This is a genomic window from Haloarcula rubra, from assembly GCF_019599465.1.
In the GTDB taxonomy this organism is placed as follows: domain Archaea; phylum Halobacteriota; class Halobacteria; order Halobacteriales; family Haloarculaceae; genus Haloarcula; species Haloarcula rubra.
In genome coordinates this window covers 403,606-426,185 of the sequence record NZ_RKLR01000001.1, presented here as the reverse complement: position 1 = coordinate 426,185, position 22,580 = coordinate 403,606, and the positions used below count along the sequence as shown (strand labels likewise).

Here is a 22,580-nt window from a genome sequence, read left to right as displayed (position 1 = left end):
GCTCTCAGCGTATCTGGTCCCGCACCGACTCCGGGAACTCGTCGTCCGGGCCGGCGTAGCGGTCGGGTTCGGCCGGCATCTCCCAGTCGGTCGCCAGTTCCAGCAACTGCACGAGCATCCGCGCCGTCGCCCCCCAGACGGTGTAGCCGTCGACGTAGAAGAAGTGCAGGCGTATCTCGCCGTAGTAGGGGTGGTCGCGGTGTTCGGACTCGTAGTTGTCGAGGTCGGTGAGTTCGGCGACGGGGAGGACGACCACTTCGGCGACCTCCTCGTCGTTCGGAATATACTCTCGGTCGGGGATGCGCGCGACGAACGGGCGCACCGAGTAGTTCGTGATGGTCCGGATGTCGTCGAGGCGGCCGACGACGTGTGCGGCCTGCGGGTCCAGCCCTATCTCCTCGTTGGCCTCCCTGAGCGCCGTCCGCAGCAGGTCGTCGTCCACCGGTTCGTAGCCGCCACCGGGGAACGACATCTGGCCGGGGTGGTCGGTCAGGTGGTCGGCCCGCTTCGTGAAGAGGATGGCCTCACCTTCGGGTCGGGTGACGACCGGCACGACGACTGCCGCTTCGCGCTCCTCGTCGTCGACGACGACGGGGTCGTGTGCCGCCAACCGGTCGAAGTCCATACGTCAATCGAAGCAGTGTACGTCCTTAACTCGGTCGGGTGTCGCCGTCGGTCAGGCGTCGTCCAGCCTGTCCCGTGCCGTCCCCAGTTCCACCGGCCCCCACGCTTCGAGGTCGTAGCTCACGTCCAGTAGTGACGCGATACGGTCCTCGTCGCCCGCCTGCACGGCGAGGACGGCGTCCTCACGGAACCGTTCCTCGGCGGCGCGGGCGACCGTCTCCTCGTCCAGCGTGCGCGCCGGCACGTCCATGATGTGTGGGAGGTCGCCGGCCCCGTCCGGCAGCGACGGGAACGCCGCCGGGCCGACGACGAGGAGTGCCTCGTCGGTGTCCTCGTCGTGGTCGGCGACCGAGAGCAGGTGGTACGACGTGAGCGCGTCCTCGACGTCCTCGGCGAACGCGTCGGTCGCGACGTCCTCGCCACGTTTGAACGCCAGTTCGGAACACGCCCGCCCGAGTTCGGCACGGGTGAGCGCACCGAAGACGTCGACGACGCCGGCGATGTCGTCGGCTGTCAGGTCCATACCGGGTGCGCGACCCCCAGCGGCTTCAGCGTTTCCGGACTCAGGCGGCGGCCGTCCTCGGCAACCGACCGCTGAAGTGGAGCGCCAGCAGTGCGAGCAAGAGCACGACGAGTCCGGCCCCCATCCACTCGAAGATGGTCGGGAAGGCCACGCCGGCGTCCAGCAACACGCCGAAGACGACGCTCCCGGGGGCCTGAATCACCATCATCCCGGCGCCGTACGTCGCGTACGCGCTGGCGCGGTGGCGGTCCGGCAGCGACCCGAGCAGGTACGTATCGACCGCCGGGAAGCTACTGTGGATGACGTAGCCCGTGACGGCGCTGAACGCCACCAGCGGCCAGAACCCCCTGACTATCGGGAGGACGAGGATGCACCCGGTGAAGGCCGCGACGATGACGAGGATGTACGGGAGCGTCGGCAGGCGGTCGGCCAGCCGTCCGCTCACGTAGAACGCCGGCACGCCGGCGCCGAACGCGACCTGCAGGAGCGTCCGCCCCGTCGCCTTCGTGAGGCCGATGCTGTCGACGTACGTGACGTAGAAGTTGAACAGTCCGTTCCACACCATCGTCGTAAAGCCCAGCGTCGCCACCGCGGTGACGATGATGGGCCACTGCGCCAGTACCGCCCCAAGGACGTCCCTGTCCTCGTGGCCGGCCTCGGGGAACGCCGTCCGACGGGCGACCAGCGTGAACACGACGGTCATCACCGCCGCGCCGACGGCTATCGCCTGCAGCGCCACCCGCCAGTTCCCGACGAGGAGCGCCGCGGAGACGAGCGCCGGCGCGCCGACCGCGGCGAGTTGGCTGGCGACGCCGTGCTGGCCGAGGACGCGACCCGGCGCGTCGGGGTACAGTTCGCTGATGAGCGTGTTCGCGGCGACGATGTAGACGCCGCTGGAGAGCCCCATCGTGAACGCACCGGCGAGTAACAGCGTCGGGTCCGATGTCAGCGCGGTGAACGTCGCCCCCACGGTCAACACGACGCCGGAGCCGAAGACCGCCTGTGCGCGGGTCACCCGCGTCAACAGGAAGCCGGTCGGCAGTCGCGTCACCGCGCTCCCGGCCCAGACGAGCGTCGCCAGGAGCCCCAGCGTCGCACTGCTCGCGCCCGTCGCGACCCGGATGGGTTCGAGCAACGGGGCGAACACCACACGCGCAAGGTTGATGAGGAAGACCAACCCGAGCAGCGAGCCGAACACTGACCGTCGAGACACACCGGACAGTCGTCGCTCGCCCCGAAGATTGTTCCGAATCGCCACGGTCTTTTTACCCACGGCTGTCGCAGCTAGCGCTATGGACTCGGTCAGGAAGGCCCTGCGTGCGGGTGACGTCGAGAAAGACGGCTACGGTCGACTCTCGTGTACGGCGTGTGACGAGCCACTGTCGACGGACAACGACCCGGACCAGGTCGGCAAGGTTCGGGTCTGTCCCGAGTGCGGTACGGAGTGGAAAGAACTCGGGTGACACCCCAGCGGTGGGCTACCGGACCGACTCGTCTGGCTCTCACTCGAACACCGCGTCGAACGCCTCCGCACCCAGCGGTTCGTACCGTCCGGCGTCGACGTTCTCGCGGGCGTGTTCTGCGGACCCCGTCCCGACGAGCGAACAGGTCACGCCCGGGGCGCTCCGCGCGAAGTTGAGCGCTCGCTGGGCGCGTGTCTCGCCGTCGAGTCGCGCCTCGACGCTGTCGGGCATCTCCTCGGCCAGCCGACCCTGCATGATAGAGGCGCTCGTGAACACGTCGAGGCCCGCCTCGTGGGCGAACCACAGCGCCGACTGGGGACCGTCGGCGCCGTCGTGGGCGGCGACGGAGAACGCGTCAGCCATGAACACGTTGAACGGTAGCTGGATGGCCCGGAAGTGCGTCGCCGTGTTCCCAGCCGCCTTCGCGGCCGACCGTGCCCGCTCGACGACTTCCGGCAGCGAGAGATAGCTGTCGTGACTCTCGGGGACTCGGAACGCCTCCCACGTCGCCACGCCGTAGTGTTTCAGGTCGCCGGCCGCCGCGCGCTCCTCCAGTCGCTCGAAAGCGGCCTCTAGCCGGTCGTACACCTCGTCTCGGCCGTGCTCGGCGAGTTGCGTCTCGGGATTGTGGACGTAGTAGAGGTCGACGGTGTCCAGTCCGAGGTTGTCGAGCGAGCGGTCCAACTGGTCGTCGAGGTACTCCGGCGCGATGCAGTGCTGGCCGCTGACGAGGTCATCGGCGTCGACGATACCCGTGTCGACGTACTCCGACTGGACGTACGCACCCGGGTTCTCGGGTCGCTCCCCGTCGAAGGGGACGAATCCACCCTTCGTCGCCACGACGACGGCCTCGCGGTCGACGTCCGCGTCGGCCAGCGCCCGGCCGACGACGCGTTCGGAGCGCTGGTGGCGGTAGTTGATGGCCGTATCCAGGACGTTGATACCGCCTTCGAGTGCCGTGACGATGGCGTCGTGGTACGCGTCGTCGCGTTCGTCGGTCGGGTCGCCGAGATACGTGCCGACGCCGATGCTGGAGACGACGCCGTCGCCGAACCGGCGGTAGAAGGTGCGCGCGAAGTCGTCGTGGTCGTCCCGGTACGCCCAGGTCGCCTCCCGTGTTGCCATACCACCGCTTCGGCCCGACCGGACAAAAGGACCGAGATTCAGCGCTCGCCGGCCATCGCGTCGAACACCTGCTGGCGCAGGTCCTCGCGGCTGATGCCGTCGCTCGGACCGATGCCGGCCATGTACTCGACGGGAATCTGCCCGCCGCCCATCCGGGCGTGGCCCCCGCCCTCGCCCATCGGAATCGACTCGACGACGGCTTCGATGGCCCGACCGATGTGGACTCGGTCGTCGCGGGAGCGCCCGGCGATGCGGAGGGTCCCGTCGCACTCGCCGACGACGACGACGGCCGAGATACCCTCTAACGTCTCCAGTTCGTCGGCGGCCTGCGGGATGGCGTCCGTGTTCGACACCTCGCCGACGTCGCTGTACGCGAACGGCGGGTTCACGACGCGCTCGGTGATGGCGCGGGCCTTCACGTCTAGCACCTCCGCGTCTATCTGCGGGTTGGCGATGCGGTTGAGCAGGTCGCCGTCGATGCCCTCGTAGAGGTACGCTGCCGCGGCGAAGTCGTCCGACGAGCACCCGTTGGTCAGCGACCGCGTGTCCGACTGGATGCCGTAGATGAGGCCGGTCGCGACGTGACTCGGCAGCGCGTCTTCTGGGACTGTCCCCGTTTCGACGCCGCCGTCGGTCAGTGCCGTGTCGACGTCGTAGAACTCCCAGTCGCGCGACTGGAAGTACTCGGCGAAGATGGTCGCACACGCTCCGGTGTCGGTTCTGACGTCCGTGAACTGCCGCCCGGTGCCGCCGCCCGGATGGTGGTCGACGACGGCGACGGGGTCGACGTCACCCGCACCCGGGAACCCCCGCGCCTCGTTGTGGTCGACCAGCACGACCTGGTCCGCGGCGATGTCGCCGGCCGTCTCGATGCGGTCGAAGTCGAGGTCCAGTACCGTCTCGAAGGCACGGTTCTCTGGCCGGCGAATCTCACCGGGGTAGTAGAGTGTGGAGTCGGTGTCGACGGCCGCCGCCAACTGGTCGACGGCGAGTGCCGAGGACATCGCGTCGGGGTCCGGGTTCGGATGCATCAACACCGCGACCTCGTCGTAACGACCGAGCACCGACACGAGGCGGTCGGCGGGTGTGCGTGTGAGATAGCGATAGAGGGAGACGGCGAGGCCGAACGCGAGGAGCAGGACGAGGAGCGCGGCGACGGCTACCGCCGGGTTCTCGATGGCGAAGGCGGCGACCCGTTCGGCCTGCGTCGCCAGGTCCCCCGAAGCCACCTGTGACATAGGCGTAGATGCTGCCGGATACGATAAGAAGGTTCCCCCGTGATTAATGCGTCGTAAACTCCCGTATAGCGTCCACATAACCCTCTCGAAACGTCGGATACGCGAACTCGTAGCCGAGCGACCGGAGCAGGTCGTTGGAACAGCGCTTGCTCGTGCGGATGCGCCGCTTCGCCGTCGAGGAGAGGTCGGCGTCGTCGAGTCGCTCGTCCTTGGTCTGTTTCGGCGGGAACGGGACGTCGCACTGCTCGGCTAGCCAGTCCGCGAACGCCCACTTCTCGACGGGTTCGTCGTCGACGACGAGGACGACCTCCTCGCGGTGGTCCTCCTCCAACAGGCACCGGACGGCGCCCGCCGCGTCGTCGCGGTGGACCATGTTGAGATAACCCGCCGTTACCGGCCCCTCCAGATACCGTTCGAGCCGATAGCGGCCGGGGCCGTAGAGGCCGGCGAAGCGGGCCACGGTGCCGTGGCCGCCGTACTCGGCCGGTCGCTCGCGGGCGATGCGCTCGGCCTCGGCGAGCACCTCGGTCTTCTCCGTCTGCGGGTCCAGCGGCGTCTCCTCGTCCACCCAGTCGCCGTCGTGGTCGCCGTAGACGCCGGTACTGGACGTGTAGACGAGACGTTCCGGCGCATCGTCGCGGCCCCAGAAGTGGTCCACGGCCGTTCGGAGGCCGTGGACGTACACCTCGCGGGCCGCCTCGGCCCCGCGGCCGCCGGAACTGGCCGCGAACACGACCCAGTCGACGTCCGGGACGGCCGAGAGCGCGTCGGCGTCGGTCACGTCGGCCTGGACGGCCTCGAACCCCGCGTCTTCGATGGCGGCCACGCCGTCGTCGGACCGACGGACGCCGACTACCTCGTGGTCGTCCCGTAGCTGTCGCCCGAGTTCGAGGCCGACGTACCCACACCCGAGTATCGCGACGCGTGCGGTCATCGCTGCTCGCTCTCGATGTAGCTGTGGAGGACGGCGTACTCGGCCAGCGTGACCGGGTAGCGGCCCTCTATCTTCTGTTGTATCTCCTTCGGCTCCATCTCGTCGTCGATGCCCGACGCCAGCGTCTCGACGTCCATCACGGCCGTCGTCATCCCCATCAGGAGGATGTCCTGTGCCTCCGCCCGAATCGCGTCGGCGTCGGGCCGCTCCGGATCGGTCGCGAGGACGGCCGCCGCGTCCGAGAGTGTGAGATCGGCCGCGTCGCCGGCGGCGGCCGCTTCGACCGTCTCCCGGTCGAGGCCGGTCGCTTCGACGACGGCGTCGGTGCCGACCGTCTCGACCGTCTCGGCCAGGACCGATTCGTAGGCAGCCAGCAGCGCCTCGGGTGACTGCGTTCCTGCGTCGGGGAACTCCGCTCTGAGCATGGGCACCGGTACGCACGGGGGGTATTAGTCGCTGTCACTCTCCGTCGCGCCGGCGTGGGGCCACCCGGCCGACGTCTCGACGGCGACGCCGTCCTTGTCGCCGACACCGCGGGGTTTCGGCGGTACCACGACCACGACGCCAGTCTGCGCCCGTACGGAGAGTCGCGTACTCCGCCCGAGCAGTTCCGCCTCGGCGTCCCCGTCCACGTCGAGATGGACCTGCTCGCCGTCCCGAGCGTACGTCGTCGTCGCGCCCGGCGTCGTCGGCGGGCCGTGGCTCGCGGTCACCGCGAACCGGGCGTACTCCCCCTCGACCGTGACCCACCAGACGTTCGTCGTCGCGTACCACGGGCCCAGCGGCGGCGCCACCGGGAGCCCCGACGGGAGGGTCTTCGTCCCCAGACGGCGCTTCGTCATCTGCTCTGCCCGGCGCCGGCCGGCGTCGGCGAGTCGCCGTCGCAACTGGTCCCGTGCGACGGTCCGGACTGTCGAGGCAGTCCGGTCGACGACGGGCGTCTTGGGCCGGGCTACCGGCCGAGCGAGGGCGTCGCTGGCCGCGTCTCGTAGCCGCAGTCGGAGCCAGTCGTGCTCGACGAGTGAGAGGCCCCGCCGGTCGGCGGCGACGTTCGCGACGGCGGAGGCCGCCGACCCGTCCGCGAGCGCCTGTCCGCGGGCGGCGGGCGTCTCCCAACGTCGGAGCGCGTCTTCGACGATGGCTCGACTCGCCGACGCGTCGGCGTCGGTCTCCTCGCCGACAGTGGCGGCGAGTTCGGCGGCGACGTGGTCGTTCGCCCGTCCCACGCGATGCCGTAATCGGCGACGGCGGCGGTCGAGCGTGGTGTTCGACGACGCGTCGGCCGTCGCGTCCGCCGCGGCCAGCGTCGTCGCCGCCGTCGTGAGGCGCGCTCTGTCGACCGAGGCAGTCACGCCGTCCGTCACCGCACTGGCCGCGTCGCCGTACGGGACGGTGAACACGTTGACGTTTCGGGCGACCAGCGGGTGTTCGCGCCCATCGACCGCGGGGTGAGACGACTCCGACACCGAGGCCAGCGTGAGGTACTGCGGCCGCGCGTCGACGCGGGTCCGAACCGGACCGGCCACCCCGGTCGGTACCGGCCGCGAGCGCGGTTTCTGTGTGTCGCGGGCGGTCAGACCCTTCCGGAGGTCGCGCAGTGACCCGTTCGTCCGGTCCCGGAGTCGGTCGTCCACGCGTCGGCCGGCCGAATCCCGTCGCCGTGCCCGGGCAGCGAGACGTGCGTCTACCGCGTCGAGGTAGGCGATACGGGCCGCTACTCGCGCTTTCTGTGCGGCGCTGTCGTAGGTGTCGGGCGCGTCAACGAGTTCCGTGCGACGGTCGGCGAGTTTCGCCCGGAGTTCGCGTGCCGGGTTCGTCTCGAACGTGCCGACGGCACCGCGCTCGACAGTCACGTTCACCGCCGCGACCTGCTCTCGGACCCGTCTGAGGTCCCGGTACACCCACGCTCCGAGCGCGTCCGGCCGTGCCCCAGTGACGTCCACGGTCGGGGTCCGAAGGCGACCTTCGGCGGCGCGTTCCGCGACGGCGTCGGGACCGCCAGCCCGTCCGACCAGCCCTCGTTCGGCCCGTCGTTCGACGTCGGCCAGATTCGGCCCGCCGACCGGACTTTCCGCGCTGTCGTGAGCCGTCCGGATTCGCTCTGCCGGTGCGACGGAGTCGCTCCGGTGCTGCCCGACGACCGTGACCGTCACCCGACGGCGCTCGGACCGACGCGACGCGGTCGACCGTCGCTCCGTCCCGTTCTCCCAGAGCGCTACGCGCGTGTACTCGACCTCGACGGCCCGGCCGAAACTATCGAGTTCGTGCCAGCCGTCCGGCACGGTCGGGTTCGGGGTGACCGGGCCGACCGCGTCGGCGGTGTCGGTCGTCCGCTCGCCGACGAGGGTCCAGTTCTCGCCCGGCGACGGCGGCCGCGACGGTCGACCGCCGCTCACTCGCCGACTGTCGGCGACGAGCCGCACGTCGACGGTGTAGGCCTCCGCCGTCGTCTGTCCGAGTGCGTCGGGTGCCGCGACCGACTGGAAGGCGTCGTCGGCCGTCCCGTCGATTCCGACACGCATCGTCTCGTTCGCACGCGGGTGGTCGCCGGCGGTCCCGCCGGTGCTGATGTCGTCACTCGCTGGCCGGTAGGACGCCTGCCCGAGCACTTCCTGTGCGAGTGCGGTGTCGTTACTGCCCGCTATCACGTCCTCGACGCCGACCATCGCGGTCGCCTCCGTGAGCGACCGTCGGCCGTCCGGGTCGCTCCGGCCGAACGTCGACCGCTGGACGCCCAGTAGCGCGCCGTTGGTGGCGAGGCCGACGTGCCGGTTCGCGAGGACGTTCTCTATCGGGACGCCCCCGTACTGGGCGTACCCACGCGCCCAGACGATGGGGTAGAGCCGAGCGGTCAACCGCCGACTCAGTCCCGGCTTTCCCAACCCGCTGTTCACGCGCCGCTCGTAGGTCTGGACCTGTGCGTGGAGTGCGAGGACCGGTGTCGCGACGACGACGGTGGGCGAGATGTCACGCCGGGTGACCACCCGGCCGCCGCGCCGCACCGTCAGCGTCACGTTCTCGACAGTCGCTCGGAGTGCGGTCTCGTTCGGGCCCGCCCGTGCGATGGCGACGCGCGCTATCGCGGCCCGGTAGTCGGCGGTCGTCTCGACGGCCGGGAGGTTCGCCGTCGCCTCGACCCCTTCGCTCGTCGCACCGACACGACGGAGTCGGTCACGGAGTTGCAGATATATCCGTAGCCGGAGCGCGTCCCGGAACGGCCGGGATTCGGCCAGCGCGCGGCCGACGGAGGTGTTCGCCGGTTCCAATACCGGGTTCGCCGCCGCTCGCCGTCCGGCCCGCGAGACGGCGTCGCGCACCGCCGTCTGGGTCTCCGCCGTCGCTCGGTCCAGCGTGCGCTCGACGGCCGTGTCGGTCGGTGCGGGCGCCGGCCGCAGCGTCGGCGCGAGCGTCAGACTACTCACCAGCAGGAGGACGCCCAGCAGTGCGAACGGCACCCGGCCGCGCGTGTCGCTCGTCACGGTGACCACGTCCTGACGGTGATGTGTACGCGTTCGGTCTGGACTGCTCGGGCCGCGGCGACCGGGGAGTCGAACCGCCCTCGCATGTCGGCGGCCAGACCGTCGGCGAGGTGCACCGTCAGTCGAGCGTTCAGGTCCGCCACAGACCGCGAACCGAGCGGCAACCTGCCCGCGTCGGTGAGACGCCCCATTCGACGGTATCGCGTCGCCATCAACCGTTCACCCGGGTAGTCGCCGCGGAGTGCCAACCGGGTCTGCGATGGCGGAAAGAGACCGTCCACGACGGCCGACGCGACCACTATCGCGACCCCTCGGTAACCGGCCTCACGGGCGCCCCGACGTGCTCCGCTGGTCGCGTTCGGCATCGGACTCGCCACGCCGAGCGTCGCCGTCCGCACGTCGGCCGAGGGTGGCGGTCGCTCACCGACGCGGGCCGTCGCACGGACCGGCGCTCCGGGGTACGGTTCCCAGCGAACCCGAACCGACGTCTGTCGACCCGAACCGGCGAGGCGCTCCCGGGTCGTCGCCTCGACCGCTCGCTCGAACCCGATGCCGGCCGTCGACAGTCGCTTCCCGTGTACGGTGACGCCGCTCATCGCCGCCTCCCCGAGCAGTTCTGCGACAGTACCGTGCGCCGTCCGCTGGTGACTCGCGGTGGCGTTGGCGGTCCACTCGGGCGGTCGGCCGGGCGGGTCGAGTGCGTACTCGACGCTCGCGGTACTCGTCGCGAGTAACTCGGCGGTGTCGGCCGCTGGGTTCGCCGTCTCCGGCGTGTCCACGGCGACGGCGCCGACGACGGCCGTGGCGGCGGCCCCGATCAGCAACAGGAACACCGTCACGTCGACGACGGTGCTGGTGGCCCGGGGCGTCACCAGACGGTCACCCGGAGCGTCCCACGTTTGACCGTCGCCGGTGCGACCCGGACACTGACCGTCCGGCGAGTACGCGCCGCGTCGGGGGGCGGTGACGGGCCGGCGCTCCACCGCCTGCCGGCACGGACCGTCACGTTCCCGTCGTAGCCGGTCGGGACGGCGTCGAGCGCGTTCGCCGTTCGGTTCGGCGAGACCACGCCGGCGGTACTCAGTCGCCGCTCAACCGAATCGGCGGTCGGCGTCGCGACGTTCCGATCACCGGTCGCGGACGCCAGCGCCCCGTCGAGGACGCCCGCGTACAGCGCCAGTCCGGCCGAGACGGCGAAGACGGCCACGAGCGCCGCGAGCGGTTCGGTCGCCCCTCTATCCGGCGAGGACGACATCGACACCTCCCCAGCGGACGTGCCGGACCCTGAGTCGCTCCGGTGCCGGTCGCCATTCCGCGTCGGCAGTACGTGCTCGTTCGGCGGCCCGTCCGAGGGCCGCTGGTGACCGGAAGTACCGTCTCGGCGGCGCGCCAGCGAGTACGGCCGCGAGGCGACCCCCGAGTGCGGGGACGTACGGGTCGAGGACCGTCGCGTGGGCGACGCCGCCGTCGGCACGGAGTCCGATTGCCCGCCCCGACAGTGTCCACTCCTCGGCGTCCAGTTCGTGGGTGGCGACCGACCCGGGTGGGCTGGTCGCCACTTCGTCGACCGTCGTAGCGGCGGTCGTCGCGTCCGGCGGCGCAGACGCGGGCAGCGAGGCGACGACGCCGAAGACGGCGACGCTCACGGCCCCGAGCGCCACCCAGACGTACAGCGTGTCGACGTGTGTGTCGAACATAACGTGGCCTGCCCTCGGCTTCCGATTTAAACGCTGGCGTCAGACCAGCAGGCCCGTCCCCACGACGGCCGCGAGGTACGTCGCCGTCGCAGAGCAGAGCGCCAGCCCAACGCGGTAGCCGACGAGCGCTCGGTCCAGCCCTCGACGGAGTCCCGTCGAGAGGGCCGTCAACACGGCCGCGAGGACGAGACAGTACCAGCCGACGACGGGGCCGAGGACCGCCGCCGACACGGCCTCGATGGGGCCGCCGCTCCCCATCGTCCCGGCGAGTGCGACGGTGGCGCCGCCGACGAGCGGTCCGAACAGCGCGGCGGTGTTCGAGAGCGTCCCGGTGACCTGCGCGAGGTCACAACGCGTCTCCCGTTCGACCGCCGAGAGGTCGGCCAGATGCTCCCCCATCGTGGTGATCGTCTCGCCGGCCGGCGGGCCGACGTCGGCGGCCGCGTCCAGCAGCACCGCCGCACGCCGGAGGCGCGGACTCGGGACGGTACGGAGCGTCCCGTACTCGCCACAGAACGCCTCCTCGATACCGACGCAGAGGGTCTGCTGGCGGTCGAGCGTCTCGGCCAAGCGGTCACAGAGCGGCGCCGGCGTCACGTCGACTGCCGCTGCGAGCGCCGCTTCGACCGACTGCCCTCGGTCGACGCGTCGGCCGATAGCCGTCAGCACGTCCGGCACGTCGGCCTCGATATCTGTGACGTACCCCCTCACGTCGCGAACCGGTCGATAGTGAATCACGAGCGCGGTACCGGTCCCGACCCCGAGCGCGGCGAGTGGCGGCCCCCAGCCCGGTGCGACGAAGGTACCGGCGACCCAGCCACCGGCAGCGGCGGCCACGCCACCAGCGACGGCAGGGGCCGGCGTGGACGGTACGTCCGGGTGGCTCCGCGGCACTACCGCCGGCGGGAACGCGACCGGTCGCTGCGCGAGGAGCCACGCACTCGCGACGACGAGGACCGACGGGAGCACTAGCCCGTAGGTGACGACGAGCAGTGACGGTGTGACTGGGACGCCCGCTGCTGTGGCCGCTGGCAACAGCGACACCAGCGCCAGCGGGAGCAAGACGCCGAAGGCGTACAGTCCGGTCGCGGGCGCACGTAGGTCGGCGGCGAACGCCGCCATCTCGTCCCGTGTCCCGTCGAGAACCCGCCGCCGTGCCGTTTCGAGGGCGGTTGCTCGCTCGTCGGGCGGCGCGACGGCCGCTCGCTGGACGTGGTGTATCGCCGCCGCCAGTGCGGGCAACTCGTCGCTCCACTGCTCGGCGAACCGCCCGAGACCGTCCCGCGGCGTGCCGCACGCTCGTCGTCGCTGTGCGTCGAGACGCTCGGCGAGGAGGCCGTCGTCGGCCGCCGCTGCGAACGCCGTCGCTCGCTCGGTACTCGGCCACAGCGTCAGCCCGAGGACGAGCGTCGCGACGAGCGAGGGGGCCGCCCCCAATGCACGTATCCGACGTGCCTGTGCGGCCAGAGGGACACCGTAGCGACCGGCGAGCACCGCCCCGACCGCGACGAGGAGGCAGGCGGTGCCGACGACGACGGCGACCGCACCGGTCCAGATAGAGAGGGCCGCTAGACCGAGGAGCCAGCAGCAGCCCGCGACGGCGTAACTCGCGGCGAGGAGCCGTTCGGCACGCCACCCGAGAGTAAGGACGCGAGTCGCTCTCTCGTACCCGTCCGGGACGCCGATGCAGTCGGTCACCCGTTCGACGAGTTCGTTCGGCGCCGGTCTCCCGGTCACGTCTCGCTCCCCCCGGCTGTCGCCATCGACGGTCGTCGGGCCCGTTCGGCCATCTCGTCGGTCCTGTCCTCGATGGCATCGAGTACGCTCGCGTAGGATTCGCCGGCGTGCGACAGCGTTTCGAGCAAGTGACTGTTCCCCCTGTCCAGTCGACCGGTGGCCGTCGCGCGCTCGCCGTCACGTTCGAACAGCGGCGCGAACCCCACGCCGTCGCCGTGGTCCCGTACCTCCTCGACGGCGGCTACTCCCCGGCCGGCCTCGGCGGTCGGTGGGGCGAGCGTCACGAGCAGGTCCGTCGTGGCGAACGCGCTCTCCGGGACGCCGAGGTCCGAGACGAGTCGCTCGCGGACGCTCTCCCCGCCAGCGCCGTGAATCGTCCCCAACACCGCGCTGTCGCCGTCGCCGACCCGCATCGCTTCGTACAGGACGCCCGCCTCCTCGCCGCGGACCTCGCCGACGACGAGAGCCCCCTCGCCCAGTCGGAGTGCGGTCCGCAGGGCCTCGCTCGCGTCGACCGACGGCCCCTCGCCGCTCGCCGTCCGCAACGGCTGGACGTCCCGTCCGTCGGCTTGGAGGTCCGTCACCGGGAGTTCTGGTGTGTCCTCGATGACGACGGTCCGGACCGACCGCGGGAGTTCCCAGAGGAGCGCGCCCAGCGTGGTCGTCTTGCCCGCGCCGCGGGGACCGGCGACGAGGCACGCCGCCCCGCGCTCGACTGCGACCGACAGCATCCCGGCGATACGCGCCGGTACGGTCCCGTTCGCGACGAGGTCGGACAGTCGCCAGTGGCCCTCGCCGTGGGCGCGAAAGGCGAACGCGAGGCCGTCGCTCACCGGTTCGGTGACGCCGGCGACCCGGACCTTCCGGTCGGCGACGGTGGCCGTCGTGTCGAGCGTCGGACTCGCCCGGGAGAAGGCCCGGCCGCTCGTCCGGCGAAACGTGGAGGCGAGCGTTCGCGCGCCTGCGGTGGTCAACCGGACGTTCGTCACCATCGTCTCGCCGTCGACCCGGACCCGCAGTCGCGTCTCGCCGACCGGCGCCGTCGCGAACACGTCGGAGACGCGCGGGTCGGCGAACAGGTCTTCGAGGACTCCCAGCCCCTGCGTGTGCTTCCGGAGGACGGCACCGAGTGCGGCCGCCGTCCCGCCGTCGTCCGTGACCGCCGAGGCGGCCCGATACGGCGTCTCGCGCTCGTCCACCGGCGCTGTCGCCAGTCGTTCGACGGCCGACGCGAGCGTGGCCGTCGTCGCGGGGTCGAACTCGTGTTCCCGGGGCCGCACGTGGTAGCAGTCGAGCGACGACGCCGGCGTGGCGTACCGCCGTACCACCGCGTCGGTCTCGACGGTCCGACGGTCCCGGAGCGTCGCGTCGGCCGGCGGACTCGCGGCGATGCGCGCGTCGCTGACCGCCGGGCCGACGTACGGTTCGAGTGCGGACTCTGCACTCGCACGCTCGGCGGCCAGCGCGAATCCGGTCTTCGCGGCGAGGTCGGCCACCTGTCCGGTACGTCCGGTGGCCTCCGTCGCGGCCGCCAGTGGCTCACGACGCGCCCGGTCGGCCAGTCGCCGGTCGAGTGGTTCGACCCGTGTGGCGAACCGTCCCGCGGCGACGAGCAGTGCGGCCGCGTCGTCGAGGTAGGCGCGCTCGACGCCGTCGCTCCTCGTCACGACGGCGTCGACGGCCGTCGTCCCAAGCGCGTCGACCACCGTCGCGCGACAGTCCGCCGACTCGCTCAGCCGTCCGCTCTCCGGACAGTCGTCCGCCGCCACGCCGAGCGTCTCGCCCTCGAACGAGGCGCGACAGCGGCAGGCACCATCGTCTGTGCCGTCGCCTCTCGTGAACCAGCGCCGCATCTATCGGTCCTCCCGGTGGCTGTCGGCGGCGCCGGCCAGTCGTCGCACCGTCACGACCGTCCGGCCGTCCCGGGTCCGCAGTCCGAACGCGAGACGGTGGACGCCGGGTTCACGGAGCGTGAGCGACCCGCCGGCGGGTCGTATCGGCACGCCGACCAGCCGACTACTGGCCGCGCTCGCGTCGCCGGCCCGCCAACTGGCGACGCCCACGCCCTCGCGACTGTGGAACCGGAGCGAACCGACGCCGGCGCTCGTCAGCGTCCGTTCGGGGAGCCGAACCTCTGCGATTCGGCGTGCACCCCGGTCGTGCGTGGCGTCGTCGGTGGCGACCATCGTCTGCAGTCGCTCAGCGAGCGTCGTCAGCCGTCGCTCGACGGCGGCGTCGGTGGCGTCGGCCTGTGCGGCCGAGAGCGCGGGCGCGGTTACCCCGAGTAACGCGGCGGTGAGTACCGCACCGAGGACCACTCGGAGTATCACAGGAGCGCCCGTATCCGTTCGAGGACGCCGTCGTCGGGCGTCGTCGGTTGGTCACCCTCTCCGCCGTCCGCGACCGGGGTCGTCCGACCGTCGGCCGGCCGGGTTGGCGGGTCGCCGCTGGGCCCGTCGACTGTCGTCTCGGGGGCCTGCTGATGGTCGCCGGCGCGGTCTGTCGTCGGTCGCCGCGGTTCGGTCGGGTGTGACGACGGCCGCTCGTCGTCCAGCGCGTCGTCGAGACGGCGTTCGAGACGGTCGGTCGCGGCGAGTGCCGCGTCGGCGCGCTGTTCGACGTCCTCGTTGACCGACCGGACGTTACCGACGTACCCCCGGAGGGCCTGCGTCGCCGCTTCGAGGTCCGCGGTGCGTTCGTCCAGTCGGTCGACGCGGTCTTCGACGGCGGTCAGGCGTGCGTCTAGCTCCGCTCGGTCCTCGACCGCCGGCACGTCGTGGTCGCCGTCGGTGACGGCACGCTCGACGGTCCGAACCCGCTCTTCGAGTGTCTCCACGTCGGTCATGGTCGGCCGTGCTACCGGCTTCGTACTTGAACGCTCGCACCACCCCGGCCGAGACGAACCTTCTTGAGGGATGGCGAGGCCAGACCGCCCGTGACCGACAGTGACTCGGTGAAGACGGCGCTCGCAGCGCTCGCCGACGGGGACGGTGAGACACAGGACCGGGCCCGTGGAGGCGACTGGACGGGGGGTACGCGAACGGCGCGGCAAAGTTCCGAGACACGGCGTGATTCGACCGGTTATCGGGCCGTCGTCGAGCGGGCGATACGGGCGACCGACGACCTCGAGGCGGCGGCGACGTTCGCCGAGTCGACGGGCGTCGACGCGCTCGCACGCGCCGTCGAACGTGCCGAACGCGAGGTGAGCGGTCTGGCCGACGAGGGACGTTTGGCGCTCACGGCCTTCGAGGAGTTCCGGGCGGCCGCCGCCGACGGCGGCCCGGACGAGTGACTCGGGGCGTGACTGGGACGGACTACACGCGAATCGTGTTGGCCTCGACGTCCCGGGGGAAGAACGTGAGCCACTCGACGCCGTCCTCGGTGACGGCGATGGTGTCGGAGTGACGGTACCCGAACTCGTCGGTGTAGACGCCCGGTTCGATAGTGTACACCTGCCCCGGCCGAATCACCGTGTCGTCCGCTTCGACGTGGTCGTACTCGCTCCACCCGCGGTCGAGGTAGGGCGGTTCGTGGGCGCTCAGCCCGATGTTGTGGCCGACGTGGTGCTGTGCGAGGTCGGCGACGCCCTGTTCGACGAAGAAGTCGTGGACGGCCTCGTCGACGTAGGCCACCTCGACGCCGGGTCCGAGCGCGTCGACGGCGATATCCTGTGCCTCCTTCATCAGCGCGAAGTAGTGTCGCTGGTCGTCGTCCGGTTCGCCGACGAACATGGTCCGTTCGAGTTCGGAGTGGTAGCCGTCAACGTTGGCCGAGGCGCCGGTGACGAGGACGTCCCCCTCCGAGAGCCGTTCGTTGGGCGTGTGACCGTGCGGGAGCGCCGTCTCCTCGCCGGAGATGTAGCCGGCGTGGACCGGCCCGCTCCCCCGGACGCGCTCGACGTAGCGGTCCCCGAGCGTGTCCAGCATCGCGCGGGAGGCCTCCATCGACGCCCGCTGGGACACCGTCGCGGGGTGTGCGCCGACCTCGGTGTAGTCGGCGAGATACCGGTGGCCGAGGTTGGCCCACTTCGCAGACTCCCGGACGAGGTCGATTTCGGCGTCGGTCTTCTCCCAGCGCATCCGGTCGACCCACGACTGGGTCTCGACGTCGACGAACTCCGAGAGTGCGGGGCCCTCGTACCCCATCACGCCCGGCGCGCCGTCGGCGTCGGCGGCGACGCTCTCTGCGCCGAGGCCGTCGAGCATCTCTACCGCCGTCTCGATGGGGCGGCCCTGCGGGTAGTCGAAGTAGTGGTGGACGGTGTCGATACGTTCGTTGGGGTCGACTCGCTCGACTTCCAGTCGGGGCACCGTAATCTCGATGCGGTCCCGTGTCAGCGCGAGGACGACCGGCCGCTCGGTCTGGATGTGGGCGAAGCCGGTGACGTACTCGATGGCCGTCGCGCCGAACCAGACGGCGGCGTCCGCGTCCGTCTCGGCCAGTTCCTGTCGGACGGCCTCGATTCGGTCGCGGAACGCCGACGCTGGGAGTGCTGTCGCCATGCCCCTGCCTTCGCCGCGAGCGACAAAAGACCGGGGCCGAGCACGACCGATTCGCACGCCGCCGACCACTTTCACCGTGGTCGCGACACCTCTTTAGGAGACGCTGGCATACGACCCGACAGATGACACGGGTGATACACACCGGCGACACGCACATCGGGTACCAGCAGTACCACGTGCCCGAGCGCCGGCAGGACTTCCTCGACGCCTTCCGCCGCGTCGTCCACGACGCCATCGAGGACGACGTGGCGGCCGTCGTCCACGCGGGGGACCTGTTCCACGACCGGCGGCCGACGCTCTCGGACATCATGGGGACGCTGGACGTACTGGAGGACCTCGCAGAGGCCGACATCCCGTTTCTCGCCGTCGTGGGCAATCACGAGGCCAAGCGGGACGCACAGTGGCTCGACCTCTACGCGTCGCTGGGCCTGGCGACGCGGCTGGACGACGCCCCGACCGTCGTCGGCGACACCGCCTTCTACGGGCTGGACTTCGTCCCACGGTCGAAGCGCGACGCGCTGGCGTACGACTTCGCGCCCCACGACGCCGACCACGCGGCGCTGGTGACCCACGGCCTGTTCCAGCCGTTCGACTACGGCGACTGGGACGCCGCCGAGGTGCTCGCTGAGTCCTCGGTCGACTTCGACGCCCTGCTGCTCGGTGACAACCACAAGCCCGGGAAACAGGAGGTCGAGGGCGCGTGGGTTACCTACTGCGGGTCCACCGAGCGCGCGAGCGCCAGCGAACGCGAGGACCGCGGCTACAACATCGTCACCTTCGACGGCGAGACGCGCATCACCCGGCGCGGGCTCGACACCCGCGACTTCGTCTTCGTCGACGTGGAACTGGGCCCCGAGGAGGGCGTCGAACGGGTCCGCAGTCGCGTCGGCCAACACGACTTAGCGGACGCCGTCGTCATCGTCTCTATCGACGGTGACGGCGAACCTATCGCCCCGGCCAGCGTCGAGGAGTTCGCGCTGGACGAGGGGGCACTCGTCGCACGCGTCACCGACCACCGGGAACTCGCGGCCGACGAACGCGAGACGAGCGTGAGTTTCGCCGACCCCGACGACGCCGTCGTGGAACGCGTCCGAGAGCTGGGCCTGAGCGAGGCCGCCCGGGACATCGACGAGACGGTCCGCGCCTCGAAAGTCGCCGACGCCAACGTCGCCGACACCGTCGAGAGCCGGGTCCGCGAACTCGTCGACGAGAACCCCGACTCGCTGACCGGTGCACCCGACGCCGCGGACACCGCAGACGCGGCGGAGAGCACCGCCGACGACGCGGCCGAGACTGCGGCGACGGCCGAGGCGGACGGCGGTGAGGCGGACGCCGTGGCGTCGAGCGAGACGGCCGAGACCACCGAGCCGGACCCGGACCCCTCGGACGGCGAGGACCAGTCCAGCATGGGGGAGTTCCTGTGAGGGGGACCTACTGATGCGGTTCCAGCGGGTCCGTCTGGAGAACTTCAAGTGCTACGACGACGCCGACCTCACGCTGGACCGCGGCGTCACCGTCATCCACGGCCTCAACGGGAGCGGGAAGTCCTCCCTGCTGGAGGCCTGCTTCTTCGCCCTCTACGGCTCGAAAGCCATCGACGAGAACTTAGACGAGGTGGTCACCATCGGGGCCGACGACTGCACCGTCGAACTGTGGTTCAGCCACGCCGGCGGCGACTATCACCTCACCCGCCGCGTGCGCAACACTGGCGAGCGAGCGACCACGGCGAAGTGCGTGCTGGAGACGCCCGACGACACGTTCGAGGGTGCCCGTGCCGTCCGCCGTCGCGTCACCGAACTCCTGCGGATGGACAGCGAGGCGTTCGTCAACTGCGCCTACGTCCGACAGGGCGAGGTGAACAAACTCATCAACGCCTCGCCGAGCGACCGGCAGGATATGCTGGACGACCTCCTGCAACTGGGCAAACTGGAGGAGTACCGCGAACGGGCCAGCGACGCCCGCGTGGGCGTCAAGCGGGTGCGCGACGACAAACAGAGCCGCGTCTCGCAACTCGACGAGCAAATCGAGGCCAAGGAGGACCGGGACCTCCACGAACGGTTGAACGCGCTGGAGACGGACCTCTCGGAGACCCAAGACGAAATCGAGCGCATCGAGGACCAGCGAGAGACGGCCGCGGAGACGCTGGAGCAGGCCCAGTCCGTCCTCGACGAGTACGAGGACCGCCGGGAGACACTGGACGAACTGACCGCCGACATCGAGGACTTGGAGGCCGAGATTACCGAGACCGAGACCGAGCGCGAGCGCCTCAACCAGCGCATCGCTGACCTGAAGGAGGAGCGCGAGTCGCTCGAATCGGACCTCGACGAGACGCTCGGCGAGACGGACCTCGACGCCGCGGACGAGGAGGCCGTCGAATCGCGACTCGACGAACTGGAAGCGCGCGCCGACGACCTCCGCTCGCGAATCGAGGAACAGCGAGTCGAGGCCCAGAAACACAGCGGCGAGGCGGACTCGCTCGAATCGCAGGCCGAGGACCTCCAGTCCCGTGCCGACGCGAAGCGCGAGGAGGCCAGCGACCTCGAAGCCGACCTCGCGGGCGCCCGCGAGAGCGTCGCCGACCGACGCGAGAGACTCGACGACATCGACGACGACATCGCGACGCTAGAGGCGCGGTTCGACGAGGCCGACGTGGACCGCGACGAGGCGGCGAGCCACCGGGACGCCGTCACCGAGGAGTTGGAGGAGGCCCGCCAGCGCGTGACGGAACTGGAGACCAAACTCCAGAGCGAGCGCGAGGCACTGGCCGAAGCCGAGGAACTGCTCGACGCCGGCAAGTGTCCCGAGTGCGGGCAGGACGTCGAGGACTCGCCACACGTCGAGTCCATCGAGGACGACCGGGAACGCGTGGCAGCACTGGAGTCGACGCTGGCTGACGCTCGCGAACGGGTCGAGACGCTCGAAGCGGACCGCGAACGCGCGGAGTCGCTGGCCGACGCCGCCGACCGGCTGGCGACGCTCGAAGACAATCGCTCGACGGTCGTCCAACTCATCGAGGAGAAGGAGTCGGGCCTCGAAGCCGACGAACGGCGCGTCGAAGAACTGCGCGAGGCGGCCGACGAACTCGAAGCCGAGGCCGACGAGAAGCGCGAGGCCGCCGAGGCGGCCGAACGGCAGGCCGCCGAGTGCCGGTCGGTCATCGGCGAGTGCAACCAGGAGCATCAGGAGGTCAAGCAGGCCGTCCAGCGGCTGGAGCGGGTGTCGGACCTGCTGGACGACTTAGAGGAGTGCGAGACCGAAATCGAACAACTCCGTCAGCAACGGTCCCAGCAGGCCGAGACGAACGACCAGCGCCGGGACCGCCTCGCCGAGAAGCGCGAGCGCAAGCAGGAGTTGGCCGAGAAGGTCGACGAGTCGCGCGTCGAGGAGGCCCGGAACGAGAGCCAGCGCGCCGAGCGCTACATCGAGAAGGCCGACGCCAAACTCGACGAACTGCGCGACCAGCGAGACGAGACACAGAGCGCCATCGGCGCCGTCGAGAACGAGATTGCGGAACTGGAGGACCTGCGCGACCAGCGGGAAGAACTGGCCGACGACCTCTCGAAACTCGACGGCCTCTACGAGGAGGCCGAACAGCTACAGGGGATGTACGGCACGCTCCGGGCGGAACTGCGCCAGCGGAACGTCGAGACGCTCGAACGCATGCTCAACCAGACGTTCTCGCTGGTCTACCAGAACGACTCGTACTCCCACATCGAACTCGACGGCGAGTACCAGTTGACGGTGTTCCAGAAGGACGGCGAACCGCTGGAACCCGAGCAGTTGTCGGGCGGCGAGCGGGCGCTGTTCAACCTCAGCCTGCGCTGTGCCATCTACCGACTGCTCGCGGAGGGCATCGAGGGGTCGGCGCCGATGCCGCCGCTCATCCTCGACGAACCGACGGTCTTCCTCGACTCCGGCCACGTCACGCAACTGCTGGACCTCGTCGAGTACATGCGCGACGAGGTGGGCGTCGAACAGATTCTGGTCGTCAGCCACGACGAGGAACTCGTCGGGGCGGCCGACGACCTCGTCCGTGTCGAGAAGGACGCCACCTCGAACCGCTCACACGTCGACCGGGTCGAGCGCATCGAGGAGTCGGTCGCGGAACTGGCCTAACGGTCCGTGAGTGCCGCGACGGCGGCGCTGGCCGTCTCGGTCACGTCGTAACCACGTTGGCCCATCACTTCGATCTCTTCGAGCAGTCCCGCCGCGCGGAACTCCCCGAGCAGGCCGTGCAGGTCGCTCTCACAGAGGTCGTAGCTGTCGAGGAGTTGGTGGACCGAGAGGGGGCCGCGGGCGTCCAGTTCGACGAGGAGGCCCAGCGACCGGTCGTCGTGAGCGGCCGAGACGACCGTCCGAACGGCTTCCGGCACCGCGTCTGCGGCCGTCACGAGCGGTGACTCCCCATCGACGGGTTCGAGGTCCTCGTTGGGGACGTGTCGCTCGGCACCGGTCGCCGGGTCGCGGACGAGACTCGCGTCGCTGGACTCTTTCAGCAGGATGTAGTGTGTCCCCGACGTGTCGCGGACGGTGCGCATACCGGCGGTAGCCGACGCGCGTGGTTAGCCGTTGTGGTCGGCGGCGTCCGAGTCGTCGGTCCGTCGGTCGTCGGCCGTCTCGGCGTCCGGGGCGCCGCCGTCGTCTTCACGGTCTCGTCTGAACTTGTAGTACCGAAAGGTCCCGTAGCCGAAGGCGAGGAGGCCGACGAGGAACACCCGGACGCCGAGGTCGACGCGCCCCTCGAAGTAGGCGAGCATCGGGCCGACCGAGAGCCCCAGTAGTGCGACGTTGAACACGAGGACGAGTTTCCAGAACAGTGCGGCGACGTCGCTGTCGCCGCTGCCGTCCGGCGGCCTGGGCGCTTTCGGGACGTCGGGCCCCAGACTGTCGGGGTCGAACTCGTCGGGTTCGTAGGGGCTCTTCTCCGAGAGGACGCCGGGGTCCCCGTCGGGGTCCCGTTCGTCGGGGCCGTCTAGCACGACCGTAGATGGGGCCGCGGCCACCAAAAGGGCTTCTCAGTCAGGCCGCGTCCTGTAGTTCGAGCGTGGTGTCCGTCTGAATCCACGCCAGCGGATGCTGGGCGTCGTAGAACACTGTCCCCTCGTCGGTCTCGTACGTCTCGGTGGTCTGTACGGCGTCCGGGAGCGCCGGCTCGGACCGAATATCGTCCGCCCTGTCCGACTGACCGTCGGGAGATGCGTGGTGCGACATGGGGACGTCGTGCGATGGTATGACATTGCTTACCATATATCTTCTGT

General features: G+C 70.4%; 23 protein-coding genes. 4 read left to right on the top strand and 19 right to left on the bottom strand.

Annotation, left to right across the window (positions count from 1 at the left end; translation table 11 throughout):
• Positions 1 to 4: 4 nt before the first annotated feature.
• Genes EGH21_RS02305 through EGH21_RS02295 form a run of 3 tightly spaced genes read right to left on the bottom strand, consistent with a single transcriptional unit; the run spans position 5 to position 2,324 of the window.
• Positions 5 to 625: an NUDIX hydrolase gene (locus EGH21_RS02305; RefSeq protein ID WP_220616855.1), complete on the bottom strand. Its 621-nt coding sequence runs from the start codon at positions 623 to 625 to the stop codon at positions 5 to 7.
• A gap of 51 nt (positions 626 to 676) precedes the next feature.
• A complete protein-coding gene (locus EGH21_RS02300; RefSeq protein WP_220616854.1) occupies positions 677 to 1,147 on the bottom strand; it encodes a DUF7109 family protein in 471 nt (156 codons plus the stop codon).
• 40 nt (positions 1,148 to 1,187) lie between these two features.
• On the bottom strand, positions 1,188 to 2,324 hold the full coding sequence (locus tag EGH21_RS02295) for an MFS transporter (RefSeq protein ID WP_220617290.1): 1,137 nt from the start codon (positions 2,322 to 2,324) through the stop codon (positions 1,188 to 1,190).
• A gap of 115 nt (positions 2,325 to 2,439) precedes the next feature.
• On the opposite strand from EGH21_RS02295, the gene EGH21_RS02290 reads away from it, so the two are divergent.
• Entirely contained in the window at positions 2,440 to 2,610 is a 171-nt protein-coding gene (locus EGH21_RS02290; RefSeq protein ID WP_220616853.1) for an HVO_0758 family zinc finger protein, read from the top strand.
• 39 nt (positions 2,611 to 2,649) lie between these two features.
• On the opposite strand, the gene EGH21_RS02285 is transcribed toward EGH21_RS02290, so the two are convergent.
• The 12 genes from EGH21_RS02285 to EGH21_RS02230 are packed head-to-tail and all read right to left on the bottom strand — an operon-like array spanning position 2,650 to position 15,665.
• Positions 2,650 to 3,735, bottom strand: coding sequence for an aldo/keto reductase (locus EGH21_RS02285; RefSeq protein ID WP_220616852.1), 1,086 nt, complete (start codon positions 3,733 to 3,735; stop codon positions 2,650 to 2,652).
• Between the two features lie 38 nt (positions 3,736 to 3,773).
• A complete protein-coding gene (locus EGH21_RS02280) occupies positions 3,774 to 4,973 on the bottom strand; it encodes a DHH family phosphoesterase (protein ID WP_220616851.1) in 1,200 nt (399 codons plus the stop codon).
• A 43-nt stretch (positions 4,974 to 5,016) separates the two neighbouring features.
• The gene (locus EGH21_RS02275; RefSeq protein ID WP_220616850.1) at positions 5,017 to 5,907 is read right to left on the bottom strand and encodes an SDR family oxidoreductase; all 891 of its coding nucleotides are present in this window, start codon (positions 5,905 to 5,907) and stop codon (positions 5,017 to 5,019) included.
• A complete protein-coding gene (locus EGH21_RS02270; protein ID WP_220616849.1) occupies positions 5,904 to 6,332 on the bottom strand; it encodes a DUF5791 family protein in 429 nt (142 codons plus the stop codon). Before EGH21_RS02270 ends, EGH21_RS02275 begins: the two co-directional genes overlap by 4 nt.
• Before the next feature lie 24 nt (positions 6,333 to 6,356).
• Positions 6,357 to 9,386 carry a DUF7286 family protein gene (locus EGH21_RS02265; protein WP_328765107.1) on the bottom strand — a complete coding sequence of 1,010 codons (3,030 nt, stop codon included), beginning with the start codon at positions 9,384 to 9,386 and terminating at the stop codon, positions 6,357 to 6,359.
• The gene (locus EGH21_RS02260) at positions 9,383 to 10,258 is read right to left on the bottom strand and encodes a DUF7284 family protein (protein ID WP_328765105.1); all 876 of its coding nucleotides are present in this window, start codon (positions 10,256 to 10,258) and stop codon (positions 9,383 to 9,385) included. Before EGH21_RS02260 ends, EGH21_RS02265 begins: the two co-directional genes overlap by 4 nt.
• Positions 10,255 to 10,641 (bottom strand): DUF7285 family protein, encoded by a 387-nt coding sequence (locus EGH21_RS02255; RefSeq protein ID WP_220616847.1) that lies wholly within the window; start codon positions 10,639 to 10,641, stop codon positions 10,255 to 10,257. The genes EGH21_RS02260 and EGH21_RS02255 overlap by 4 nt, the downstream gene beginning before the upstream one ends.
• Entirely contained in the window at positions 10,622 to 11,083 is a 462-nt protein-coding gene (locus EGH21_RS02250) for a DUF7283 family protein (protein ID WP_220616846.1), read from the bottom strand. Before EGH21_RS02250 ends, EGH21_RS02255 begins: the two co-directional genes overlap by 20 nt.
• A gap of 39 nt (positions 11,084 to 11,122) precedes the next feature.
• Entirely contained in the window at positions 11,123 to 12,820 is a 1,698-nt protein-coding gene (locus EGH21_RS02245) for a type II secretion system protein (RefSeq protein WP_220616845.1), read from the bottom strand.
• Positions 12,817 to 14,673: an ATPase, T2SS/T4P/T4SS family gene (locus EGH21_RS02240; protein WP_220616844.1), complete on the bottom strand. Its 1,857-nt coding sequence runs from the start codon at positions 14,671 to 14,673 to the stop codon at positions 12,817 to 12,819. The genes EGH21_RS02245 and EGH21_RS02240 overlap by 4 nt, the downstream gene beginning before the upstream one ends.
• Complete coding sequence (locus tag EGH21_RS02235; RefSeq protein WP_220616843.1) at positions 14,674 to 15,150, bottom strand: DUF7311 family protein; 477 nt, start codon at positions 15,148 to 15,150, stop codon at positions 14,674 to 14,676. It lies immediately after the preceding gene.
• Entirely contained in the window at positions 15,147 to 15,665 is a 519-nt protein-coding gene (locus EGH21_RS02230) for a DUF7310 family coiled-coil domain-containing protein (RefSeq protein WP_220616842.1), read from the bottom strand. The genes EGH21_RS02235 and EGH21_RS02230 overlap by 4 nt, the downstream gene beginning before the upstream one ends.
• A 90-nt stretch (positions 15,666 to 15,755) precedes the next feature.
• On the opposite strand from EGH21_RS02230, the gene EGH21_RS02225 reads away from it, so the two are divergent.
• Positions 15,756 to 16,112, top strand: a complete 357-nt coding sequence (locus EGH21_RS02225) for a DUF7966 family protein (protein ID WP_220616841.1) — start codon at positions 15,756 to 15,758, stop codon at positions 16,110 to 16,112.
• Positions 16,113 to 16,134: 22 nt separating this feature from the next.
• On the opposite strand, the gene EGH21_RS02220 is transcribed toward EGH21_RS02225, so the two are convergent.
• Positions 16,135 to 17,322 carry a M24 family metallopeptidase gene (locus EGH21_RS02220; protein ID WP_220616840.1) on the bottom strand — a complete coding sequence of 396 codons (1,188 nt, stop codon included), beginning with the start codon at positions 17,320 to 17,322 and terminating at the stop codon, positions 16,135 to 16,137.
• Positions 17,323 to 17,444: 122 nt separating this feature from the next.
• Here EGH21_RS02220 and mre11 point away from each other — a divergent pair, with 122 nt between their 5' ends.
• Complete coding sequence (gene mre11, locus EGH21_RS02215) at positions 17,445 to 18,746, top strand: DNA double-strand break repair protein Mre11 (protein WP_220616839.1); 1,302 nt, start codon at positions 17,445 to 17,447, stop codon at positions 18,744 to 18,746.
• Between the two features lie 13 nt (positions 18,747 to 18,759).
• Positions 18,760 to 21,438 (top strand): DNA double-strand break repair ATPase Rad50, encoded by a 2,679-nt coding sequence (rad50, locus tag EGH21_RS02210; RefSeq protein ID WP_220616838.1) that lies wholly within the window; start codon positions 18,760 to 18,762, stop codon positions 21,436 to 21,438.
• Here the strand turns inward: rad50 and EGH21_RS02205 are convergent.
• The 3 genes from EGH21_RS02205 to EGH21_RS02195 are packed head-to-tail and all read right to left on the bottom strand — an operon-like array spanning position 21,435 to position 22,533.
• Entirely contained in the window at positions 21,435 to 21,860 is a 426-nt protein-coding gene (locus EGH21_RS02205; RefSeq protein WP_220616837.1) for a DUF7346 family protein, read from the bottom strand. The genes rad50 and EGH21_RS02205 overlap by 4 nt on opposite strands.
• A gap of 24 nt (positions 21,861 to 21,884) precedes the next feature.
• On the bottom strand, positions 21,885 to 22,301 hold the full coding sequence (locus tag EGH21_RS02200; protein ID WP_220616836.1) for a DUF7322 domain-containing protein: 417 nt from the start codon (positions 22,299 to 22,301) through the stop codon (positions 21,885 to 21,887).
• A gap of 40 nt (positions 22,302 to 22,341) precedes the next feature.
• Positions 22,342 to 22,533, bottom strand: coding sequence for a DUF7331 family protein (locus EGH21_RS02195; RefSeq protein WP_220616835.1), 192 nt, complete (start codon positions 22,531 to 22,533; stop codon positions 22,342 to 22,344).
• Positions 22,534 to 22,580 lie beyond the last annotated feature (47 nt).

Coding starts and splice junctions, on each gene's coding strand:
- EGH21_RS02305 (WP_220616855.1), bottom strand. CDS start 625: ATGGACTTCGACCGGTTGGCGGCACACGACCCCGTCGTCGTCGACGAC.
- EGH21_RS02300 (WP_220616854.1), bottom strand. CDS start 1,147: ATGGACCTGACAGCCGACGACATCGCCGGCGTCGTCGACGTCTTCGGT.
- EGH21_RS02290 (WP_220616853.1), top strand. CDS start 2,440: ATGGACTCGGTCAGGAAGGCCCTGCGTGCGGGTGACGTCGAGAAAGAC.
- EGH21_RS02285 (WP_220616852.1), bottom strand. CDS start 3,735: ATGGCAACACGGGAGGCGACCTGGGCGTACCGGGACGACCACGACGAC.
- EGH21_RS02280 (WP_220616851.1), bottom strand. CDS start 4,973: ATGTCACAGGTGGCTTCGGGGGACCTGGCGACGCAGGCCGAACGGGTC.
- EGH21_RS02275 (WP_220616850.1), bottom strand. CDS start 5,907: ATGACCGCACGCGTCGCGATACTCGGGTGTGGGTACGTCGGCCTCGAA.
- EGH21_RS02270 (WP_220616849.1), bottom strand. CDS start 6,332: ATGCTCAGAGCGGAGTTCCCCGACGCAGGAACGCAGTCACCCGAGGCG.
- EGH21_RS02255 (WP_220616847.1), bottom strand. CDS start 10,641: ATGTCGTCCTCGCCGGATAGAGGGGCGACCGAACCGCTCGCGGCGCTC.
- EGH21_RS02250 (WP_220616846.1), bottom strand. CDS start 11,083: ATGTTCGACACACACGTCGACACGCTGTACGTCTGGGTGGCGCTCGGG.
- EGH21_RS02240 (WP_220616844.1), bottom strand. CDS start 14,673: ATGCGGCGCTGGTTCACGAGAGGCGACGGCACAGACGATGGTGCCTGC.
- EGH21_RS02230 (WP_220616842.1), bottom strand. CDS start 15,665: ATGACCGACGTGGAGACACTCGAAGAGCGGGTTCGGACCGTCGAGCGT.
- EGH21_RS02220 (WP_220616840.1), bottom strand. CDS start 17,322: ATGGCGACAGCACTCCCAGCGTCGGCGTTCCGCGACCGAATCGAGGCC.
- mre11 (WP_220616839.1), top strand. CDS start 17,445: ATGACACGGGTGATACACACCGGCGACACGCACATCGGGTACCAGCAG.
- rad50 (WP_220616838.1), top strand. CDS start 18,760: ATGCGGTTCCAGCGGGTCCGTCTGGAGAACTTCAAGTGCTACGACGAC.
- EGH21_RS02205 (WP_220616837.1), bottom strand. CDS start 21,860: ATGCGCACCGTCCGCGACACGTCGGGGACACACTACATCCTGCTGAAA.
- EGH21_RS02195 (WP_220616835.1), bottom strand. CDS start 22,533: ATGTCGCACCACGCATCTCCCGACGGTCAGTCGGACAGGGCGGACGAT.